Source organism: Nostoc sp. UCD121 (assembly GCF_014222285.1).
Classification (GTDB): Bacteria; Cyanobacteriota; Cyanobacteriia; order Cyanobacteriales; family Nostocaceae; genus Nostoc.
Genome location: NZ_JACKZS010000009.1, coordinates 28,638 through 42,630, shown reverse-complemented (window position 1 = coordinate 42,630; position 13,993 = coordinate 28,638). Strand labels below are relative to the sequence as shown.

The 13,993-nt window shown below is 42.9% G+C and carries 13 protein-coding genes; 5 read left to right on the top strand and 8 right to left on the bottom strand.

Features of this window, described 5'->3' with window-relative positions; genetic code table 11:
- Window positions 1-262: 262 nt before the first annotated feature.
- Window positions 263-916 carry a hypothetical protein gene (locus GNF10_RS03510; protein ID WP_114080893.1) on the bottom strand — a complete coding sequence of 218 codons (654 nt, stop codon included), beginning with the start codon at window positions 914-916 and terminating at the stop codon, window positions 263-265.
- A gap of 452 nt (window positions 917-1,368) precedes the next feature.
- Here GNF10_RS03510 and rpsD point away from each other — a divergent pair, with 452 nt between their 5' ends.
- Window positions 1,369-1,977: a 30S ribosomal protein S4 gene (gene rpsD, locus GNF10_RS03505; RefSeq protein WP_094349733.1), complete on the top strand. Its 609-nt coding sequence runs from the start codon at window positions 1,369-1,371 to the stop codon at window positions 1,975-1,977.
- A gap of 59 nt (window positions 1,978-2,036) precedes the next feature.
- Here the strand turns inward: rpsD and moaA are convergent, their stop codons facing one another.
- Complete coding sequence (moaA, locus tag GNF10_RS03500) at window positions 2,037-3,023, bottom strand: GTP 3',8-cyclase MoaA (RefSeq protein WP_185585992.1); 987 nt, start codon at window positions 3,021-3,023, stop codon at window positions 2,037-2,039.
- 161 nt (window positions 3,024-3,184) lie between these two features.
- On the opposite strand from moaA, the gene GNF10_RS03495 reads away from it, so the two are divergent.
- Window positions 3,185-4,216 (top strand): hypothetical protein, encoded by a 1,032-nt coding sequence (locus GNF10_RS03495; RefSeq protein ID WP_185585993.1) that lies wholly within the window; start codon window positions 3,185-3,187, stop codon window positions 4,214-4,216.
- 102 nt (window positions 4,217-4,318) lie between these two features.
- Here the strand turns inward: GNF10_RS03495 and GNF10_RS03490 are convergent, their stop codons facing one another.
- Window positions 4,319-6,730, bottom strand: coding sequence for a filamentous hemagglutinin N-terminal domain-containing protein (locus tag GNF10_RS03490; protein ID WP_185585994.1), 2,412 nt, complete (start codon window positions 6,728-6,730; stop codon window positions 4,319-4,321).
- Window positions 6,731-6,945: 215 nt separating this feature from the next.
- On the bottom strand, window positions 6,946-7,260 hold the full coding sequence (locus tag GNF10_RS03485; RefSeq protein WP_185591923.1) for a hypothetical protein: 315 nt from the start codon (window positions 7,258-7,260) through the stop codon (window positions 6,946-6,948).
- A 293-nt stretch (window positions 7,261-7,553) separates the two neighbouring features.
- Between GNF10_RS03485 and GNF10_RS03480 the strand changes: the two genes are divergently transcribed.
- Window positions 7,554-7,694 (top strand): hypothetical protein, encoded by a 141-nt coding sequence (locus GNF10_RS03480; protein ID WP_185585996.1) that lies wholly within the window; start codon window positions 7,554-7,556, stop codon window positions 7,692-7,694.
- Window positions 7,695-7,781: 87 nt separating this feature from the next.
- On the opposite strand, the gene GNF10_RS38320 is transcribed toward GNF10_RS03480, so the two are convergent.
- From GNF10_RS38320 to GNF10_RS03465, 4 genes are all read right to left on the bottom strand, one after another.
- Complete coding sequence (locus tag GNF10_RS38320; protein ID WP_260445810.1) at window positions 7,782-7,910, bottom strand: hypothetical protein; 129 nt, start codon at window positions 7,908-7,910, stop codon at window positions 7,782-7,784.
- 67 nt (window positions 7,911-7,977) lie between these two features.
- Window positions 7,978-10,422 carry a filamentous hemagglutinin N-terminal domain-containing protein gene (locus GNF10_RS03475; protein WP_185585997.1) on the bottom strand — a complete coding sequence of 815 codons (2,445 nt, stop codon included), beginning with the start codon at window positions 10,420-10,422 and terminating at the stop codon, window positions 7,978-7,980.
- A 286-nt stretch (window positions 10,423-10,708) separates the two neighbouring features.
- The gene (locus tag GNF10_RS03470; RefSeq protein ID WP_185585998.1) at window positions 10,709-11,008 is read right to left on the bottom strand and encodes a hypothetical protein; all 300 of its coding nucleotides are present in this window, start codon (window positions 11,006-11,008) and stop codon (window positions 10,709-10,711) included.
- A 137-nt stretch (window positions 11,009-11,145) separates the two neighbouring features.
- Window positions 11,146-11,973 carry a carbohydrate ABC transporter permease gene (locus GNF10_RS03465; protein ID WP_185585999.1) on the bottom strand — a complete coding sequence of 276 codons (828 nt, stop codon included), beginning with the start codon at window positions 11,971-11,973 and terminating at the stop codon, window positions 11,146-11,148.
- 179 nt (window positions 11,974-12,152) lie between these two features.
- Here GNF10_RS03465 and GNF10_RS03460 point away from each other — a divergent pair, with 179 nt between their 5' ends.
- Window positions 12,153-12,851, top strand: coding sequence for an aldehyde oxygenase (deformylating) (locus GNF10_RS03460; RefSeq protein ID WP_185586000.1), 699 nt, complete (start codon window positions 12,153-12,155; stop codon window positions 12,849-12,851).
- A 121-nt stretch (window positions 12,852-12,972) separates the two neighbouring features.
- Window positions 12,973-13,992, top strand: coding sequence for a long-chain acyl-[acyl-carrier-protein] reductase (locus GNF10_RS03455; RefSeq protein ID WP_185586001.1), 1,020 nt, complete (start codon window positions 12,973-12,975; stop codon window positions 13,990-13,992).
- The last annotated feature ends 1 nt before the right edge of the window (window position 13,993 follow it).

Here is a 13,993-nt window from a genome sequence, read left to right as displayed (position 1 = left end):
TTTTGACTCCAATAGGACTTACTCAAAACTACACAAAGTAGGGGCAATACTCTGCGGGTATTTTGTTGGATAACTCGTAGACTAAGCTTTGCGTCTACATGAATTGCCTCTACCAAAAAATATAGGTTTGGACTATTTTGTGTGTAAGTCCTCTACAAGCTTGCTTACCTATAAATTTAAACTTGACAGACTAATAAGGTGGGCATTAGAACGCCCACCTTACTAATTAACCTATATTCTCAGCAATTACAAAGCACTGTATTTAATTAGTGCCGGGTTGCGTTGGAACAGTCGGTTGTGCTGGAACAGTCTGTTGCGTTGGAAACGGAACAGTCTCGATACTTGATCCTGCGGGAATGATGGTTGGTGGTGTTGAAGATGAAGCACCGATAACACTATCATCAGCACTAATACAAGTATCTAAGACTTGAGCAGGAGGAACATCGATTTGACTACGCAAGCCAACCACACACTGCCCAAAGCGCACGGGTAACAAACTACGTCCACAGTAATTTAAAACTGCCGGATTAGCTTCTTCTTTCGTACTTAAACTGACACCGACTACACAGGTAGCTAACTCTTCAGGTCGCCGGGCCTTCCCACAAGAAGAAAGTGCATCTGTCGCAGCAATTTGGGTTTCCTTATCAATTTTAACCACGCAAGCAGCCAAATCCGTTGGACGCAGTGCAGCTGCACAAGCTTGTGATGCCGCTTCTGCCGTTACGCCCACTTTTAAAAGACGACCTGCACAGTTACTATAATCATTGCTGTAGGAAGCAGCGATCGCTGGGTTGGGTAAGATCGTTGTCAACCATCCAGCTATAGCCAAAACTGGTACTATTAAACTTCTGGAGGTGGAACTGGCTTGTTTGTTCTTACCTCTATTAACCGCTTTGTTGCTCATTGACATTGCCATTCTCCAAACACCCAAAGTTATGCTAACTCAAATATTTTAAAAATCCTCTGTAATTCAATAATTTCAGCGTGAGCAAAGTTTAGACATAATTAATTATGTCGGAAATTGTGTTAATATAACTGTTTGAAAGATAAGTAGGCAACGTAAAAAGTATTTCAGAGTAAGAATACTGCGTACACCAATCTGATGATTGAGTAGCCTACGAAACTAAATAAAAACAAAAAACTTATTGGCAGAAGTACGGCGTGACAGGTCGGAATTCAAGCTTGGAAGCTAGTACGTCGGTACCGACTTAAAGCAACTGGCACAAAAGTTGAAGCCTCTACTCTGGTAGGATACGTCATACCAAGGCAAGCAGCTTCAAAAACCAAGAATCCCCTGATTTTTAATCAGTGGTATGTCAACATAGAATGTTTGGGTAAAGTTTAAACAGGATTAGATTAAGGAAACTCATGTCCCGATATAGAGGGCCACGCCTCAGAATTGTCCGTCGCTTAGGCGACCTACCAGGATTGACTCGTAAAAGCGCCAGACGCGCTTACCCACCTGGTATGCATGGTCAGAACCGTAAGAAACGCTCTGAGTATGCCATCCGTCTAGAAGAAAAGCAAAAGCTCCGTTTCAACTACGGTTTGACTGAAAAACAATTGCTCCGCTATGTGCGGAAAGCCAGACGTGTTACTGGTTCTACCGGACAAGTGCTGCTGCAATTGTTAGAAATGCGCTTGGATAATACCGTTTTCCGCTTGGGTATAGCCCCGACTATCCCAGCCGCTCGTCAATTGGTGAATCATGGTCACGTAACTGTTAATGGTCGTGTGGTGAATATTGCCAGCTACCAATGCCGTCCTGGAGAAGTAATTGCAGTCAGGGATCGGGCACAATCACGGAAGTTGGTGGAAGCTAACTTGCAATATCCCGGTTTGGCAAACCTCCCCAGTCATTTGGAGTTTGACAAAAATAAGTTGGTTGGTAAAGTCAACAGTGTTATTGAGCGCGAATGGGTGGCACTACAAGTTAATGAACTACTTGTGGTGGAATACTACTCACGACAAGCGTAATAGTCATTTTTTCTTAGTCATTTGTCCCTAGTTATTTGCAAAGGACAAAGGACCAATGACTAGCCACCAATTTGTGACATAGTGCGAGTATATGTACCGACAATCCCAGAATCGCGCCCTTTAAAGTTAACTTCTGGCTTGATTCCAAGTAAATGCCTCACCTGTTCTTGTAATTGAGTGGTACTAGTGCCAGAACGCAGAGCAGTTTTTAAATCTATTTGACCAGTTTCATTCAATAAACAGGGACGCAGCCAGCCATCAGCACTCAGGCGCATCCGGTTACAGCGATCGCAAAAACATTCTGACATTTGACTAATAAATCCTAGTGTCCCCTTCGCACCAGGAATTTGAAAGACATCAGCAGGGCCAGCCCCACGAACTTGAGATTCTGTCAAGCCCCAGCGATCGCGGATTTGTTGCCGTAAATCGGCTGATGATACCCAACCGCGATCGCCAAACAAATCCACATTCCCAATAGGCATAAATTCAATAAATCGAACGTGCCACTGTTTATCAATTGTCAGGGCGGCTAAATCTAGAATTTCGTGGTCATTAACGCCAGGAATTACCACCACATTCAGCTTCAGTGGGTCGAATCCGACGTGGTGGGCAGCTTGAATGCCATGCCAAACTTGTTGCCAACGAGAACGCCCCTGATTACCGATAATTTGATTAAAAGTGTCAGGATCGAGAGAGTCTAGACTGATATTAATTCGTCGCAGACCAGCATTGTAGAGGTTTTGTGCCATCGGAGCCAGCAAAAACCCGTTGGTGGTCATTGAAAGGTCTTGAGTTTGGGGTAAAGTTGCGATCGCACTGACCAAATCCACCACACGCGGACGCAATAAGGGTTCACCCCCTGTCAAACGAAACCGATTAAAGCCTACTGGAATAAATACTTCCTTAATTAAGGTGAGCAACTCCTCATCAGTTAACAGCTGTTGCTTGAGAATATAGTCCAGTTCTACTCCCTCTGGCATACAGTATTGACAACGAAAATTACAGCGATCGATTAAACTAATGCGGAGGTAGTCTACCTGGTTCATCGTTTTATTTTTATTCTCTCTGATCAATTAAAGACCTCACTGAGGTGGTTTACCCCTTCCTACTATATTTGTTGTAATTCAAAATACCGTACTCCCCCTTAAGTGAGAGTCCGCAGATTATGGCATAATAAGCCGATCGCATCCACTAGTTATCATCAATCGTGCAAGACACCGACTCCATCAACGACCTTGCTGCTGCTTTACTACAGCCAGCAGATATCAGCTTTGAACTGCCCGATCCAGAAGATGAACAGATTCTAGAGTCTGATTTTCAACAGCAGCTAGAAATAGCTTGGCAGGTATGCGATCGCTTTGATTTGCAGACTGAAATCTGGCGGGGGCGAATTTTACGGGCGATCCGCGACAGAGAAAAAGTGGGTGGTGATGGGCGCGGTACTGGCTTTCTGCGATGGCTAAAAGAGCGGGAAATCAGCAAAAGTCAAGCTTACGCCTGGATTCAACTGGCCAATAGTGCCGATACTCTGATTGAAGACGGGAAACTCGACCCCAGTTCTGTGAATAATTTCAGTAAACGAGCATTTGTTGAAACCTCCAAAGCATCGCCAGAAGTGCAACAGATGGTGAGTGAAGCCGCCCAAAAAGGCGATCGCATTACCAGGCGCGAAGTGCGCCAACTCAGCGATGAATGGACAGCCATGTCCTCAGATTTATTACCTGAATCTGTCAGAGAAAAAGCCGCAGATAACACCCTTCCGCCGCGCTACATCGCCCCATTGGTGAAGGAAATGGAAAAACTGCCAGAATCGCACCAAAAGTTTATCCAGAAAGAAATTGCTGCCAATCCTGATGTGGATACCCTGAAACAGGTAACAAGCGAAGCGCGTAACTTGGCCAAATATCTCAAAGGGGCGGCTCAAGTTCAAGCGCTGACGCAGGAAAATGTTGATATTGAAACAGCCTTAGAAGAAGCGCAAAGAGTCGGCTGTTTGAGCATTGCTGCGGATTTGGTCAATCAAGCATCCCAGATTGAACAAACGATCGCTAAACTCTACATGACGTGGAAACGAATTGGCAATTTGGCAGATAGATTATATGTAGATACTGGTGCAAGTACACCCAACTTGCGATCGCTCCTCACTTGCTTAGAACCTCTGGGTGGTGAAATCATGGAATTGCAACTTAGTGGTGCAACTGAACACACTGTTCGTGTGCAAATTCAGGAGACGAGTTAGGGAATAGACAATAGGCTAACTTGGCAGTAATTGCGATCGTGATTACTCCCAAGTTACAGAAATTGAACCTTAATTCAGAGACTGTTTAACTTGTCTCAAAGTCTAACGAGCAGCGCAAGATGTAGCCGTGAGTGACGAATTATGAGGCGACGCAGTGGGTACTTGAGCAACCAAAACCACATTACCATCGGCATCCATTACCCATCCCTGGGCTTCTACAATTTGAGTAGGTTCATTGACAGAATTAACTTTCTGTGATTTTTCTTCTGTATTTCGCTGCGCCTGAAGAACCGCTCTTTTCTGAATACCAGCAGCACTATTTTTACTCTCTGGCTCTAGTGTGATCCAATCTGCCAGCACCGCATCATCAGCTATCAATGGCTGCGTGGGATCGGCTACTAATCCTCCACGCCCAGTAGCAATAAAGGAACTGCTTCCTATTTTTGCACCAGAATTACAACCAGCAGCAATTTGCTGGGAAGCATCAACCAGATTTACAGGTAGTTCCACTAATCCTTTACTAGGGTCAGTATCTGGTGAGTTGATTTGTACAGTGCCATTTAATGTAGGGTCTTGCTGAGAAAATGCAGTGATGTCACTTGTTAGCAGGTTATTCGGGTTTCTTTCGCCTGTTGGATCAAGCCTCTCTACATCTGCACCTGTGCGCCGCACAAAACCAAAGATTTTCTTAGTGGTGATTGTGATTTTACCACCAGAGCCGAAGTTGGCGTTGGCGGTGATATCGTTATTTCCGAAGGGAGTGGCGACAAGGAAGCCCTTTGGTGCATAGATGGTGATTTTCCCTCCATCTCCATTAGCTCCTGCATTAGTAGATATCTCACTATTGCGACGCATCAATAGTAAGTCCTGCACCTCTAGTGAAATATTTCCGCCTTTACCTGACTCACTATTCGATGTGAGCTTTCCTTCATCGAGCATGATAGAGCGAGCGGTTACATTTAGTGCGCCTGGTGTTTCTGTGATATTTGTATTTTCTGAGGGAATCGCATTTTGTGGAATCTTAACATCCACAGCAATTGCAGCCCCGTCGCGGACAATCAATTGTCCTGTGGTGACGTTAATAGTTCCCGTATTTCCGTACCTTAAAGCCGAAGCAAACAACCCACTAGGATTGCCTGCTGGTGAAGTTCCAATTAGCTCTACAGACTTGGAGGCATTCACAGTCAAATTTCCTCCTTTTCCAGTAGCTGGTGTCACTTCAAAGTTATCCAATAATGTAGTAGACTCTGTTGAAACGCCTGCACCATTTTGGACACTTAATTTTTTTGTATTTATTGTTACGTCTCCTGCCAGCCCCGCACCACCAGTGATACTAAATAATGCAGTAAGAAAAGCATCACTACCACCAATAATATCTACTGTCTCGGAGGCGTTAACTGTCAAATTTCCTCCTTCTCCAATACTTCCAGTAGAAGTGCCTACTTGTGAACCTTTTTGGACAATCAACCTTCGAGTATTGATTATTAATTCTCCTGCATTTCCGCTACCAAAAGTTCCAGTCCTCAAGGTTGTATTGGGATCAATTAGTTCTACGGACTCTGCACCTGTGACCATTAAATTTCCCCCTGATGGTGAGCCTAAAGTTATAGCCCAGATCCCTGAACCGCCAGTGAGTAAGACATGTCTACCGTGGACTTGAATATTACTAACTCCATCGCCACTGGTATCTACAGTAGATGGAAACTCGAAACCGTCAATAATTCGCGGGATTAGTTGAATGTTCTTAAAATCCTGAACACCCTCATATCCCAAAGCCCAGCCTTGGTTCGTTGGGTTGAGACTAACCAGACTATTGCTAGCAACGCTTCCTAGCTCAATTCGTCCGGAAGGTGCTGTTAAGTTGCCACCCTCCAAGACTATATCACCACCTACAAGTGCCAAGGTTTTGTCTGGCCGCACTTGTAAACCAACGTTTTGATCTAGAATATTTTTAGTATCGTTAACTAAACTAGAAGCTTGAGACTGATTATGGATAGGAGCCGCAGTTGCTTCAAATTGTAAACCAACGGGAACACTGACTGTGAGTAGGGGTGTAGTCTGAGGACTAGTGCTAAATTTGGTACCATCAGCAAAGTTCAGACTAGTGGCTGTGCTAGCTACAAATGAACCACCTATTTGCAAAGAAGCATTGGGACCAAAAATAATCCCATTAGGATTAATGAGAAACAGGTTAGCTGTGCCATTAGCTTTTAGAATGCCTTGAATATTGGAAACAGACTTACCTGTTACCCGACTTATAATGTTTTGAACACTGTCAGCATTTTTAAACTCAGCTGTACTTCCATTAAGAACCGAAAATTCATTAAAACTGTGGAACAGATTACTTTGTACTTGTGTTCCACCTTCAATAGTTATAGTACTACCTTCTGTTTTAACAATGGTAGGTAGAGTACCATCCTGTGTGATTTGGGCAATAGCAGAGTTGACAGAGAAAACTATCACACCACCTATAGCAACTCCTAGACTTTGAAACCAGCCCCAAAAAGTACTCATACCTAATAATGAACCTCTTCAAAGAAATATTTAGTTTCTAAACAACGGTGATGCTGCACTTACATACAAGTGGAACTTAACATCATGACTATATGTAATGCTGAACGAAGGTTATTCATTGCTCCGCTATTGCTATGTACGCATCTGACTGAATTTATAAAATATATTAAGCGCGTCTAGTTTGGAGAGACACTTGCGTCGCTACATTAAAGCGATTATGGGCAAGGAACACAACGTCCAAGCCTATCCATACAGCAAAACATTTGCATAACCCGTTTAGCAGGAATTGGTTGTAAAAATCCCTGGGCTTGGCGTTCGATATTAATATTATTAGATTGAATTTGAGTTACTTCAATACTACACTGAAATCTAATTTCAAAATTGTTGTTTTTAGATATACCATGTTTTTCTAGTATTTTACTTAAGTTAGAGTTATTTATGCTCTCACTGATTTCCTGCTGCAACTCGTCTTGTAACTGCTGTAATTCTTGAGGATCAATGACTGCTTGCTGTGAAGTTGGAGATTCCATGAATTTTACTTTCCTTGCAGAATGGTAAATGTGTAAATTTATCTTGTGATGTACTAAATTAACCTGATTTCAATTAGTACAGTTTGGCAACGAACGAATCAAGGATACAGAGTCTAGGGTGGCACGAGAGCATTAGGTTTCTAAAGCTCTTGCGAACTTGCATAATTATGACTTCAGCTTGGCTAGTTATAATTACGCATTGTGTAACAAAACTTCATATATTTCTGCCGGATTTCCTTAAAGCATTCATGAATATGGCTACTTTCCGTTAGTTATTCAAGTGGATTGAGTAATTGATACCTCCTCAACTCTCATACTGTGCTTACGGTTTGGATAAGCCCATAGGCTTTATTAGAAAAAGCGATCGCTTACATAAATTCATTGCGAAAAAGCGATCGCACTTACAGCTGAGTTTAGGGCGATCGCTTGTATGAAGGTTATTGCAAAGGAGCGGTCGCACTCAAAACTGAGTTTAGTAGAAGGTGCGATCGCTTGTATAAAGGTTATTGCAGTGGGCTACACTAACGCACCACAGCTGATTTGAGTAGAAGGTGCGATCGCTTGCTTACATGAAGGTCATTGCGAATAAGCGATCGCACCACACCTGAGTTCAGTACAAAGAGCGAAGCGATCGCTTGCATGAGGGTCATTGCGAAAAAGCGATGTCTACGACGGACTACGCCAGCGCACCAACAAAACTTACGAGAATCTCAAATTTTAATTACCAGCGCAAGATGTAGCGATGAGTGAAGAATTATGAGGCGACGCAGTGGGTACTTGAGCAACCAAAACCACGTTCCCATTGGCATCCACTACCCATCCTTGAGCTTCCACAATTTGAGTAGGTTCATTGACAGAATTAACCTTCTGTGATTCTTCTGTGTTTCTCTGCTTGTGAACAACCACTCTCTTCTGGATACCCTCAGCACGATTCTGACTCTCTGGCTCCAGTGTGATCCAATCTGCTAGCACCGCATCATCAGCTATCAATGGCTCCGTGGGATTGGGCGCTATTCCTCCACGCCCAGTTGTAATAAATGAACTTCTGGCTATTTTTCCACTAGAATTACAACCAGCAACAATTTGCTGGGAAGCATCAACCAAATTTACAGGCAATTCCACTAATCCTTGACTGGGGTCAACATCTGGTGAGTTGATTCGTACCGTGCCATTTAATGAAGGGTTTTGCTGAGAAAACGCCGTGATGTCACTTGTTCGCACGTTATTCGGGTTGATTTCTTCGCGATCGAGTTTTTCTACATCTGCACGAGTGCGCGGTACAAATCCAAAAGTGTTCTTAGCGGTGATTGTGATTTTACCACCAGAGTCAGAGAAGGCATTGGCAGTGATATCGTTATTTCCCAAGGGAGTAGCGACGATGAAGCCATTAGGTGCATTGATGATGATATTACCGCCATCTCCACCCAGTCCTGTTGTACCTGCGTTAGTGGTGATTTGACTTTCGCGGCGCATCAATAATAAGTTCTGCACCTGTAGGGTAATATTCCCACCTTTACCTGACTCACTATTAGATATGAGTTTTCCTTTATTGTCGAGAAGTATGGAGCGAGCGGTTATATTTAAATAGCCTGCTTTTCCAAGATTATTTGGATCTCCGATATAGATTACATTTTTTCGAGCTTGGCTGCTCACAGTTATTGCAGCCCCATCCTTGATAATCAATTGCCCTGTAGTTAGGGTCAAGTTTCCACCATCTCCAGGCCCTTGAGTCCCAGAAAATAAGCTACTGAGCTTAGAGCCATTTGGTGAAGTTCCGATTAATTCTACCGACTCGGAAGCGTTCACCGTCAAGTTTCCTGCATTTCCTGTAGCTGGTGTAAGTTGGTTCGGAATAAACCTGTATATGCCCTCAGAACTTGTTGATATTCTTGCTCCTCCTTCGATACGCAATTTTCCAGTATTAACTGTGATGTTTCCAGCGTTTTTATCGCCGTAAGTTGCACTAAATAATCCACTGGATATTAAATCACTACCATCTCGAAAGACAGGGATGGTAGTGCCACCAATTACTTCCACGGAATCTGAAGCGTTTATGGTCAATTGCCCCTGCAATTGCGCTCCACTTTTGACCACCAACTTCTTAGTATTGACATTTATGTTTCCAGAGTTTGCGTTGGAAAAACTCTGAGTAAACAGTTGTGAGTCTTGTTCAATTACTACAGAATCTGAAGCGTTCACTGTCAAATTCCCCCCTGATTGCACTCCAAAGGGATTAACTAGAATTAGGAAACTGCCATCTACTCGTACAAATCCCCCTTGCAGGTGGATATTGCCGCTACCATTTCCATGAGTATCTACAATAGATGGAATTTTATTTAACTGGATGATTTCGATATTCTGGAAATTTTGAACACCTTCATATCCCAAAACCCAACCTTGGTTCATTGGGCTTAAACTGACCAGACTATTGCCACCAACGCTTCCTAATTCAACCCTTCCTCCCCTTGCCGTTATATTTCCACCCTCTAGCGTGATATTACCGCCTATAAGTGCCAAGGTTTTGCCTCGCTGCACCTCTAAACCAACGCCTTGTCCAAAGATATCAACTGCGCCGTCTGGACTTGCTTGAGATTGATTGCGGATGGGAGCCGCAGTTGCTCCAAATTGTAAGCCAATGGGAACACTTAATGTCAGTAGAGGTTTAGCTTGAGGAGATGTAGCACTAAACTTTGTACCATCAGTAAAGTTCAAGCTACTCGCCGTAGTTGCCACAAATGAACCGCCAATATTTAAAGAAGCATTGGGCCCAAAAATAATGCCGTTAGGGTTAATCAGAAACAGGTTCGCCGTGCCGTTAGCTTTCAGAATGCCATCTATCTTAGAAATGGAATTACCTGTCACCCGACTGATAATGTTCTGAATATCTATTGCATTATTAAAGTAGGCTGTCCTTTCCGCAGAGACAGAAAACTGTTCAAAGCTGTGGAATAAGTTTGTACCACGAACTGCCCCACCATCAATCTGGTCTATAAGCTGACTATCGATTAGCTTTGGTGTAATGATTGAGCTTTCAGATTCAAGTGTGCCATCTTTTTGTATTTGGGCTAAGACAAAACTCTCAAAGAAAGTGAGTACTCCAGCAATTGCTAATGTACTCACTATCCCTAACTCCCAGTACCAACTACTTCGGTATCGAGACATGACAAACTTGCACCAAAAAAATAAGAGTATATTAAAATACTGCTCTTTGCTAGTTAAATTAAGTTAAGTGGGTGTAAACAATTAAAGGTTTCTAATAAGGGATTCAGCCCTGACTACGAGCCAATCTAATTAATCATCTTACATTGCGTAAGATGATTTTATTTGTCCTTGCTCACTAACTTATGGTGATACTTGAAATTATCTCTGTAGCCTAACTAGTAAATGCAAAGTTCAGTATTTTTATACTCACTAGAATAAACTTTTTACAGTGTAAAAACTAAATTATTTAGCAGTTACAACCTAGAGGACTGCCAGTTGAAGGGCAAGGAATACACCATGATTTTTCCATCAGCACAATTTCCTGTTTTGGAGTTGCTGGCAATAATTCATTTACTTGCTCTATATTCGCTGCGTCACCAGGTTTGATTTTATTTGGGTCAAGATTACACTGCCATTGAACGATTAAGGCTCTATCATCTAATACACCGTATTTCTCAAGCACACTGTATAAATCAGCGTTATTAACACTTTCAAGCAGTTTTTGCTCAATCTCGGCTTGTAACTGTTGTAATGTTTCGGAGTTCATGACTGTTTCCATTTCCTACAGAATGTGTATAATTCTGCTTCAGCTGGGCCCGGAACAATTACGCATAGCATCATAAAAATTAATATTTTACTTATCTCGCGCTTCACCAAAATCTAAAATTCAGACAGCTTCCTTTGCTAATTCTTAATTCCCGTTGCAGCAATACCTTGAATAAACTGACGCTGACCGATGAAAAATAATACCATCACTGGAACTGTCGCTATTGTCACCGCCGCCATCATCAAAGGCCAATTATTCGTAAATTGTTCTTGAAATTCAGCCAACGCCAGTTGCACTGTTCTTAATTCGGGACGGGTTGTAAATACCAGAGGTTTAAACAAATCATTCCATTCGCCGATGAAAGTGAACAAAAACAGCGTCACCAGGGCCGGACGGGCTAAAGGTAACATTACCCGCCACAATATTTGTAATCTGGTTGCCCCATCGATGGCTGCGGCTTCCTCTAATTCCACAGGAATTGTCTGGAAATACTGACGTAATAAGAAAATCCCAAACCCATTGACAGCAGTGGGTAAAATGAGCGCCCAGTATGTATTTATCAAGTGTCCCCACTTCAAAACCAAAAAGATGGGAATCACCAATAACTGAAAAGGAATTACCAAAGTTGCTAAAACAACCAATAGCAGTGCTTGCCGTCCCCGAAACTTCAGCCGTGCTAAGGCGTAACCAGCCAAAGCAGAAGTGACAATCTGAAACGCCGTCACAGCGATCGCTACCAAGGTAGAATTAGCAAACGCCAGCAAAAATTTTCCCTGTTGCCATGCAACACGGTAATTAGCTAAAGACCAGTTATTTTTAGACAAATTTTCTGGGCTGGCGGCTGTCGATGCAAAGGAGGTGAGAAAAACCACAAATAGCGGTAGTAAAACGATAAATGCCCCTAGCAGTAAGACTACTAGGCTCAAAAAATCACCAGATTTCAGATTCGGGTTTGGTTTGGACATAAATTTATCTGTAAAGCATTTGTTTCGCTAGTACTACAGCATCTCCCCCAGCAACAGTTAATCTATAAACATAGTTACTTGTTAAGTTAAATTAAACCACAGTGATTGTTACCCTCAGTTCATAGGGTAAATTGAATCCTGGTGTCCAATAATTCAGGTTTACAGGAGTAAACATAACCATGCAGCAGCTTACAGACCAATCTACAGAATTAGATTTCAAAAGCGAAACATACAAAGATGCTTATAGCCGGATTAATGCGATCGTGATTGAAGGGGAACAAGAAGCCCATGAAAATTACATCACACTAGCCCAACTGCTGCCAGAATCTCATGATGAATTGCTTCGCCTATCCAAGATGGAAAGCCGCCATAAGAAAGGATTTGAAGCTTGTGGGCGCAATTTGGCTGTTACCCCAGATTTGCAATTTGCCAAAGAGTTTTTCTCCGGCCTACACCAAAATTTTCAAACAGCTGCCGCAGAAGGAAAAGTGGTTACTTGTCTGTTGATTCAGTCTTTAATTATTGAATGTTTTGCGATCGCAGCATATAACATTTACATCCCCGTAGCCGACGATTTTGCCCGCAAAATTACTGAAGGGGTAGTTAAAGAAGAATACAGCCACCTCAATTTTGGAGAAGTTTGGTTGAAAGAACACTTTGCAGAATCCAAAGCTGAACTTGAACTTGCAAATCGCCAGAACCTACCCATCGTCTGGAAAATGCTCAACCAAGTAGAAGGTGATGCCCACACAATGGCAATGGAAAAAGATGCTTTGGTAGAAGATTTCATGATTCAGTATGGTGAAGCATTGAGTAACATTGGTTTTACGACTCGCGATATTATGCGCTTGTCAGCCTACGGACTCATAGGTGCTTAAAGCTAGTTAGGAGTGAGAAATTATGAGCCGTACTCCTAACTCCTAATTCCTAACTCCTAATTCCCAAGTCCTAACTCCTAATCCCCCGCGCTCAAGATAGCATAAGCCTAATAATCACTACATGTTTGGTCTAATTGGACATCTGACTAGTTTAGAACACGCTCAAGCGGTAGCCCAAGAATTGGGATACCCAGAATATGCCGATCAAGGGCTAGACTTTTGGTGCAGCGCCCCGCCGCAAATTGTCGATACTATTATTGTCACCAGTGTAACTGGGCAACAAATTGAAGGAAGGTATGTAGAATCTTGCTTTTTGCCGGAAATGCTAGCTAGTCGCCGCATCAAAGCCGCAACACGGAAAATCCTCAACGCCATGGCCCATGCACAGAAGCACGGCATTAACATCACAGCTTTAGGCGGATTTTCCTCGATTATTTTTGAAAACTTTAAGTTAGAGCAGTTTAGCCAAGTCCGCAATATCAAACTAGAGTTTGAACGCTTCACCACAGGAAACACGCATACTGCCTACATTATTTGTAAGCAGGTGGAAGAAGCATCCAAACAACTGGGAATTAATCTATCAAACGCGACTGTTGCGGTATGTGGAGCAACTGGGGATATTGGTAGTGCCGTTACACGCTGGCTAGATGCGAGAACAGATGTCCAAGAACTCCTGCTAATCGCCCGCGATCAAGAACGTCTCAAAGAGTTGCAAGGCGAACTGGGGCGGGGTAAAATCATGAGTTTGACAGAAGCGCTACCCCAAGCCGATGTTGTAGTTTGGGTTGCTAGTATGCCCAGAGGCATGGAAGTTGACCCTACCACTTTGAAACAACCCTGTTTGTTGATTGATGGTGGCTATCCTAAAAACTTAGCGACAAAAATTCAATATCCTGGCGTACACGTGTTAAATGGTGGAATTGTAGAGCATTCCCTGGATATTGACTGGAAAATTATGAAAATAGTCAATATGGACGTGCCAGCCCGTCAATTGTTTGCCTGTTTTGCCGAATCAATGCTGCTGGAATTTGAGAAGTTATACACGAACTTTTCGTGGGGACGGAATCAGATTACCGTAGATAAAATGGAGCAGATTGGCCGGGTGTCAGTAAAACATGGATTTAGACCGTTGTTGGTTTAGT

Excerpts from the sequence above, each read along its gene's own strand:
- GNF10_RS03510 (WP_114080893.1), bottom strand. The coding sequence starts at position 916 with ATGGCAATGTCAATGAGCAACAAAGCGGTTAATAGAGGTAAGAACAAA.
- rpsD (WP_094349733.1), top strand. The coding sequence starts at position 1,369 with ATGTCCCGATATAGAGGGCCACGCCTCAGAATTGTCCGTCGCTTAGGC.
- moaA (WP_185585992.1), bottom strand. The coding sequence starts at position 3,023 with ATGAACCAGGTAGACTACCTCCGCATTAGTTTAATCGATCGCTGTAAT.
- GNF10_RS03490 (WP_185585994.1), bottom strand. The coding sequence starts at position 6,730 with ATGAGTACTTTTTGGGGCTGGTTTCAAAGTCTAGGAGTTGCTATAGGT.
- GNF10_RS03485 (WP_185591923.1), bottom strand. The coding sequence starts at position 7,260 with ATGGAATCTCCAACTTCACAGCAAGCAGTCATTGATCCTCAAGAATTA.
- GNF10_RS38320 (WP_260445810.1), bottom strand. The coding sequence starts at position 7,910 with ATGACCCTCATGCAAGCGATCGCTTCGCTCTTTGTACTGAACTCAGGT.
- GNF10_RS03475 (WP_185585997.1), bottom strand. The coding sequence starts at position 10,422 with ATGTCTCGATACCGAAGTAGTTGGTACTGGGAGTTAGGGATAGTGAGT.
- GNF10_RS03470 (WP_185585998.1), bottom strand. The coding sequence starts at position 11,008 with ATGAACTCCGAAACATTACAACAGTTACAAGCCGAGATTGAGCAAAAA.
- GNF10_RS03465 (WP_185585999.1), bottom strand. The coding sequence starts at position 11,973 with ATGTCCAAACCAAACCCGAATCTGAAATCTGGTGATTTTTTGAGCCTA.
- GNF10_RS03460 (WP_185586000.1), top strand. The coding sequence starts at position 12,153 with ATGCAGCAGCTTACAGACCAATCTACAGAATTAGATTTCAAAAGCGAA.
- GNF10_RS03455 (WP_185586001.1), top strand. The coding sequence starts at position 12,973 with ATGTTTGGTCTAATTGGACATCTGACTAGTTTAGAACACGCTCAAGCG.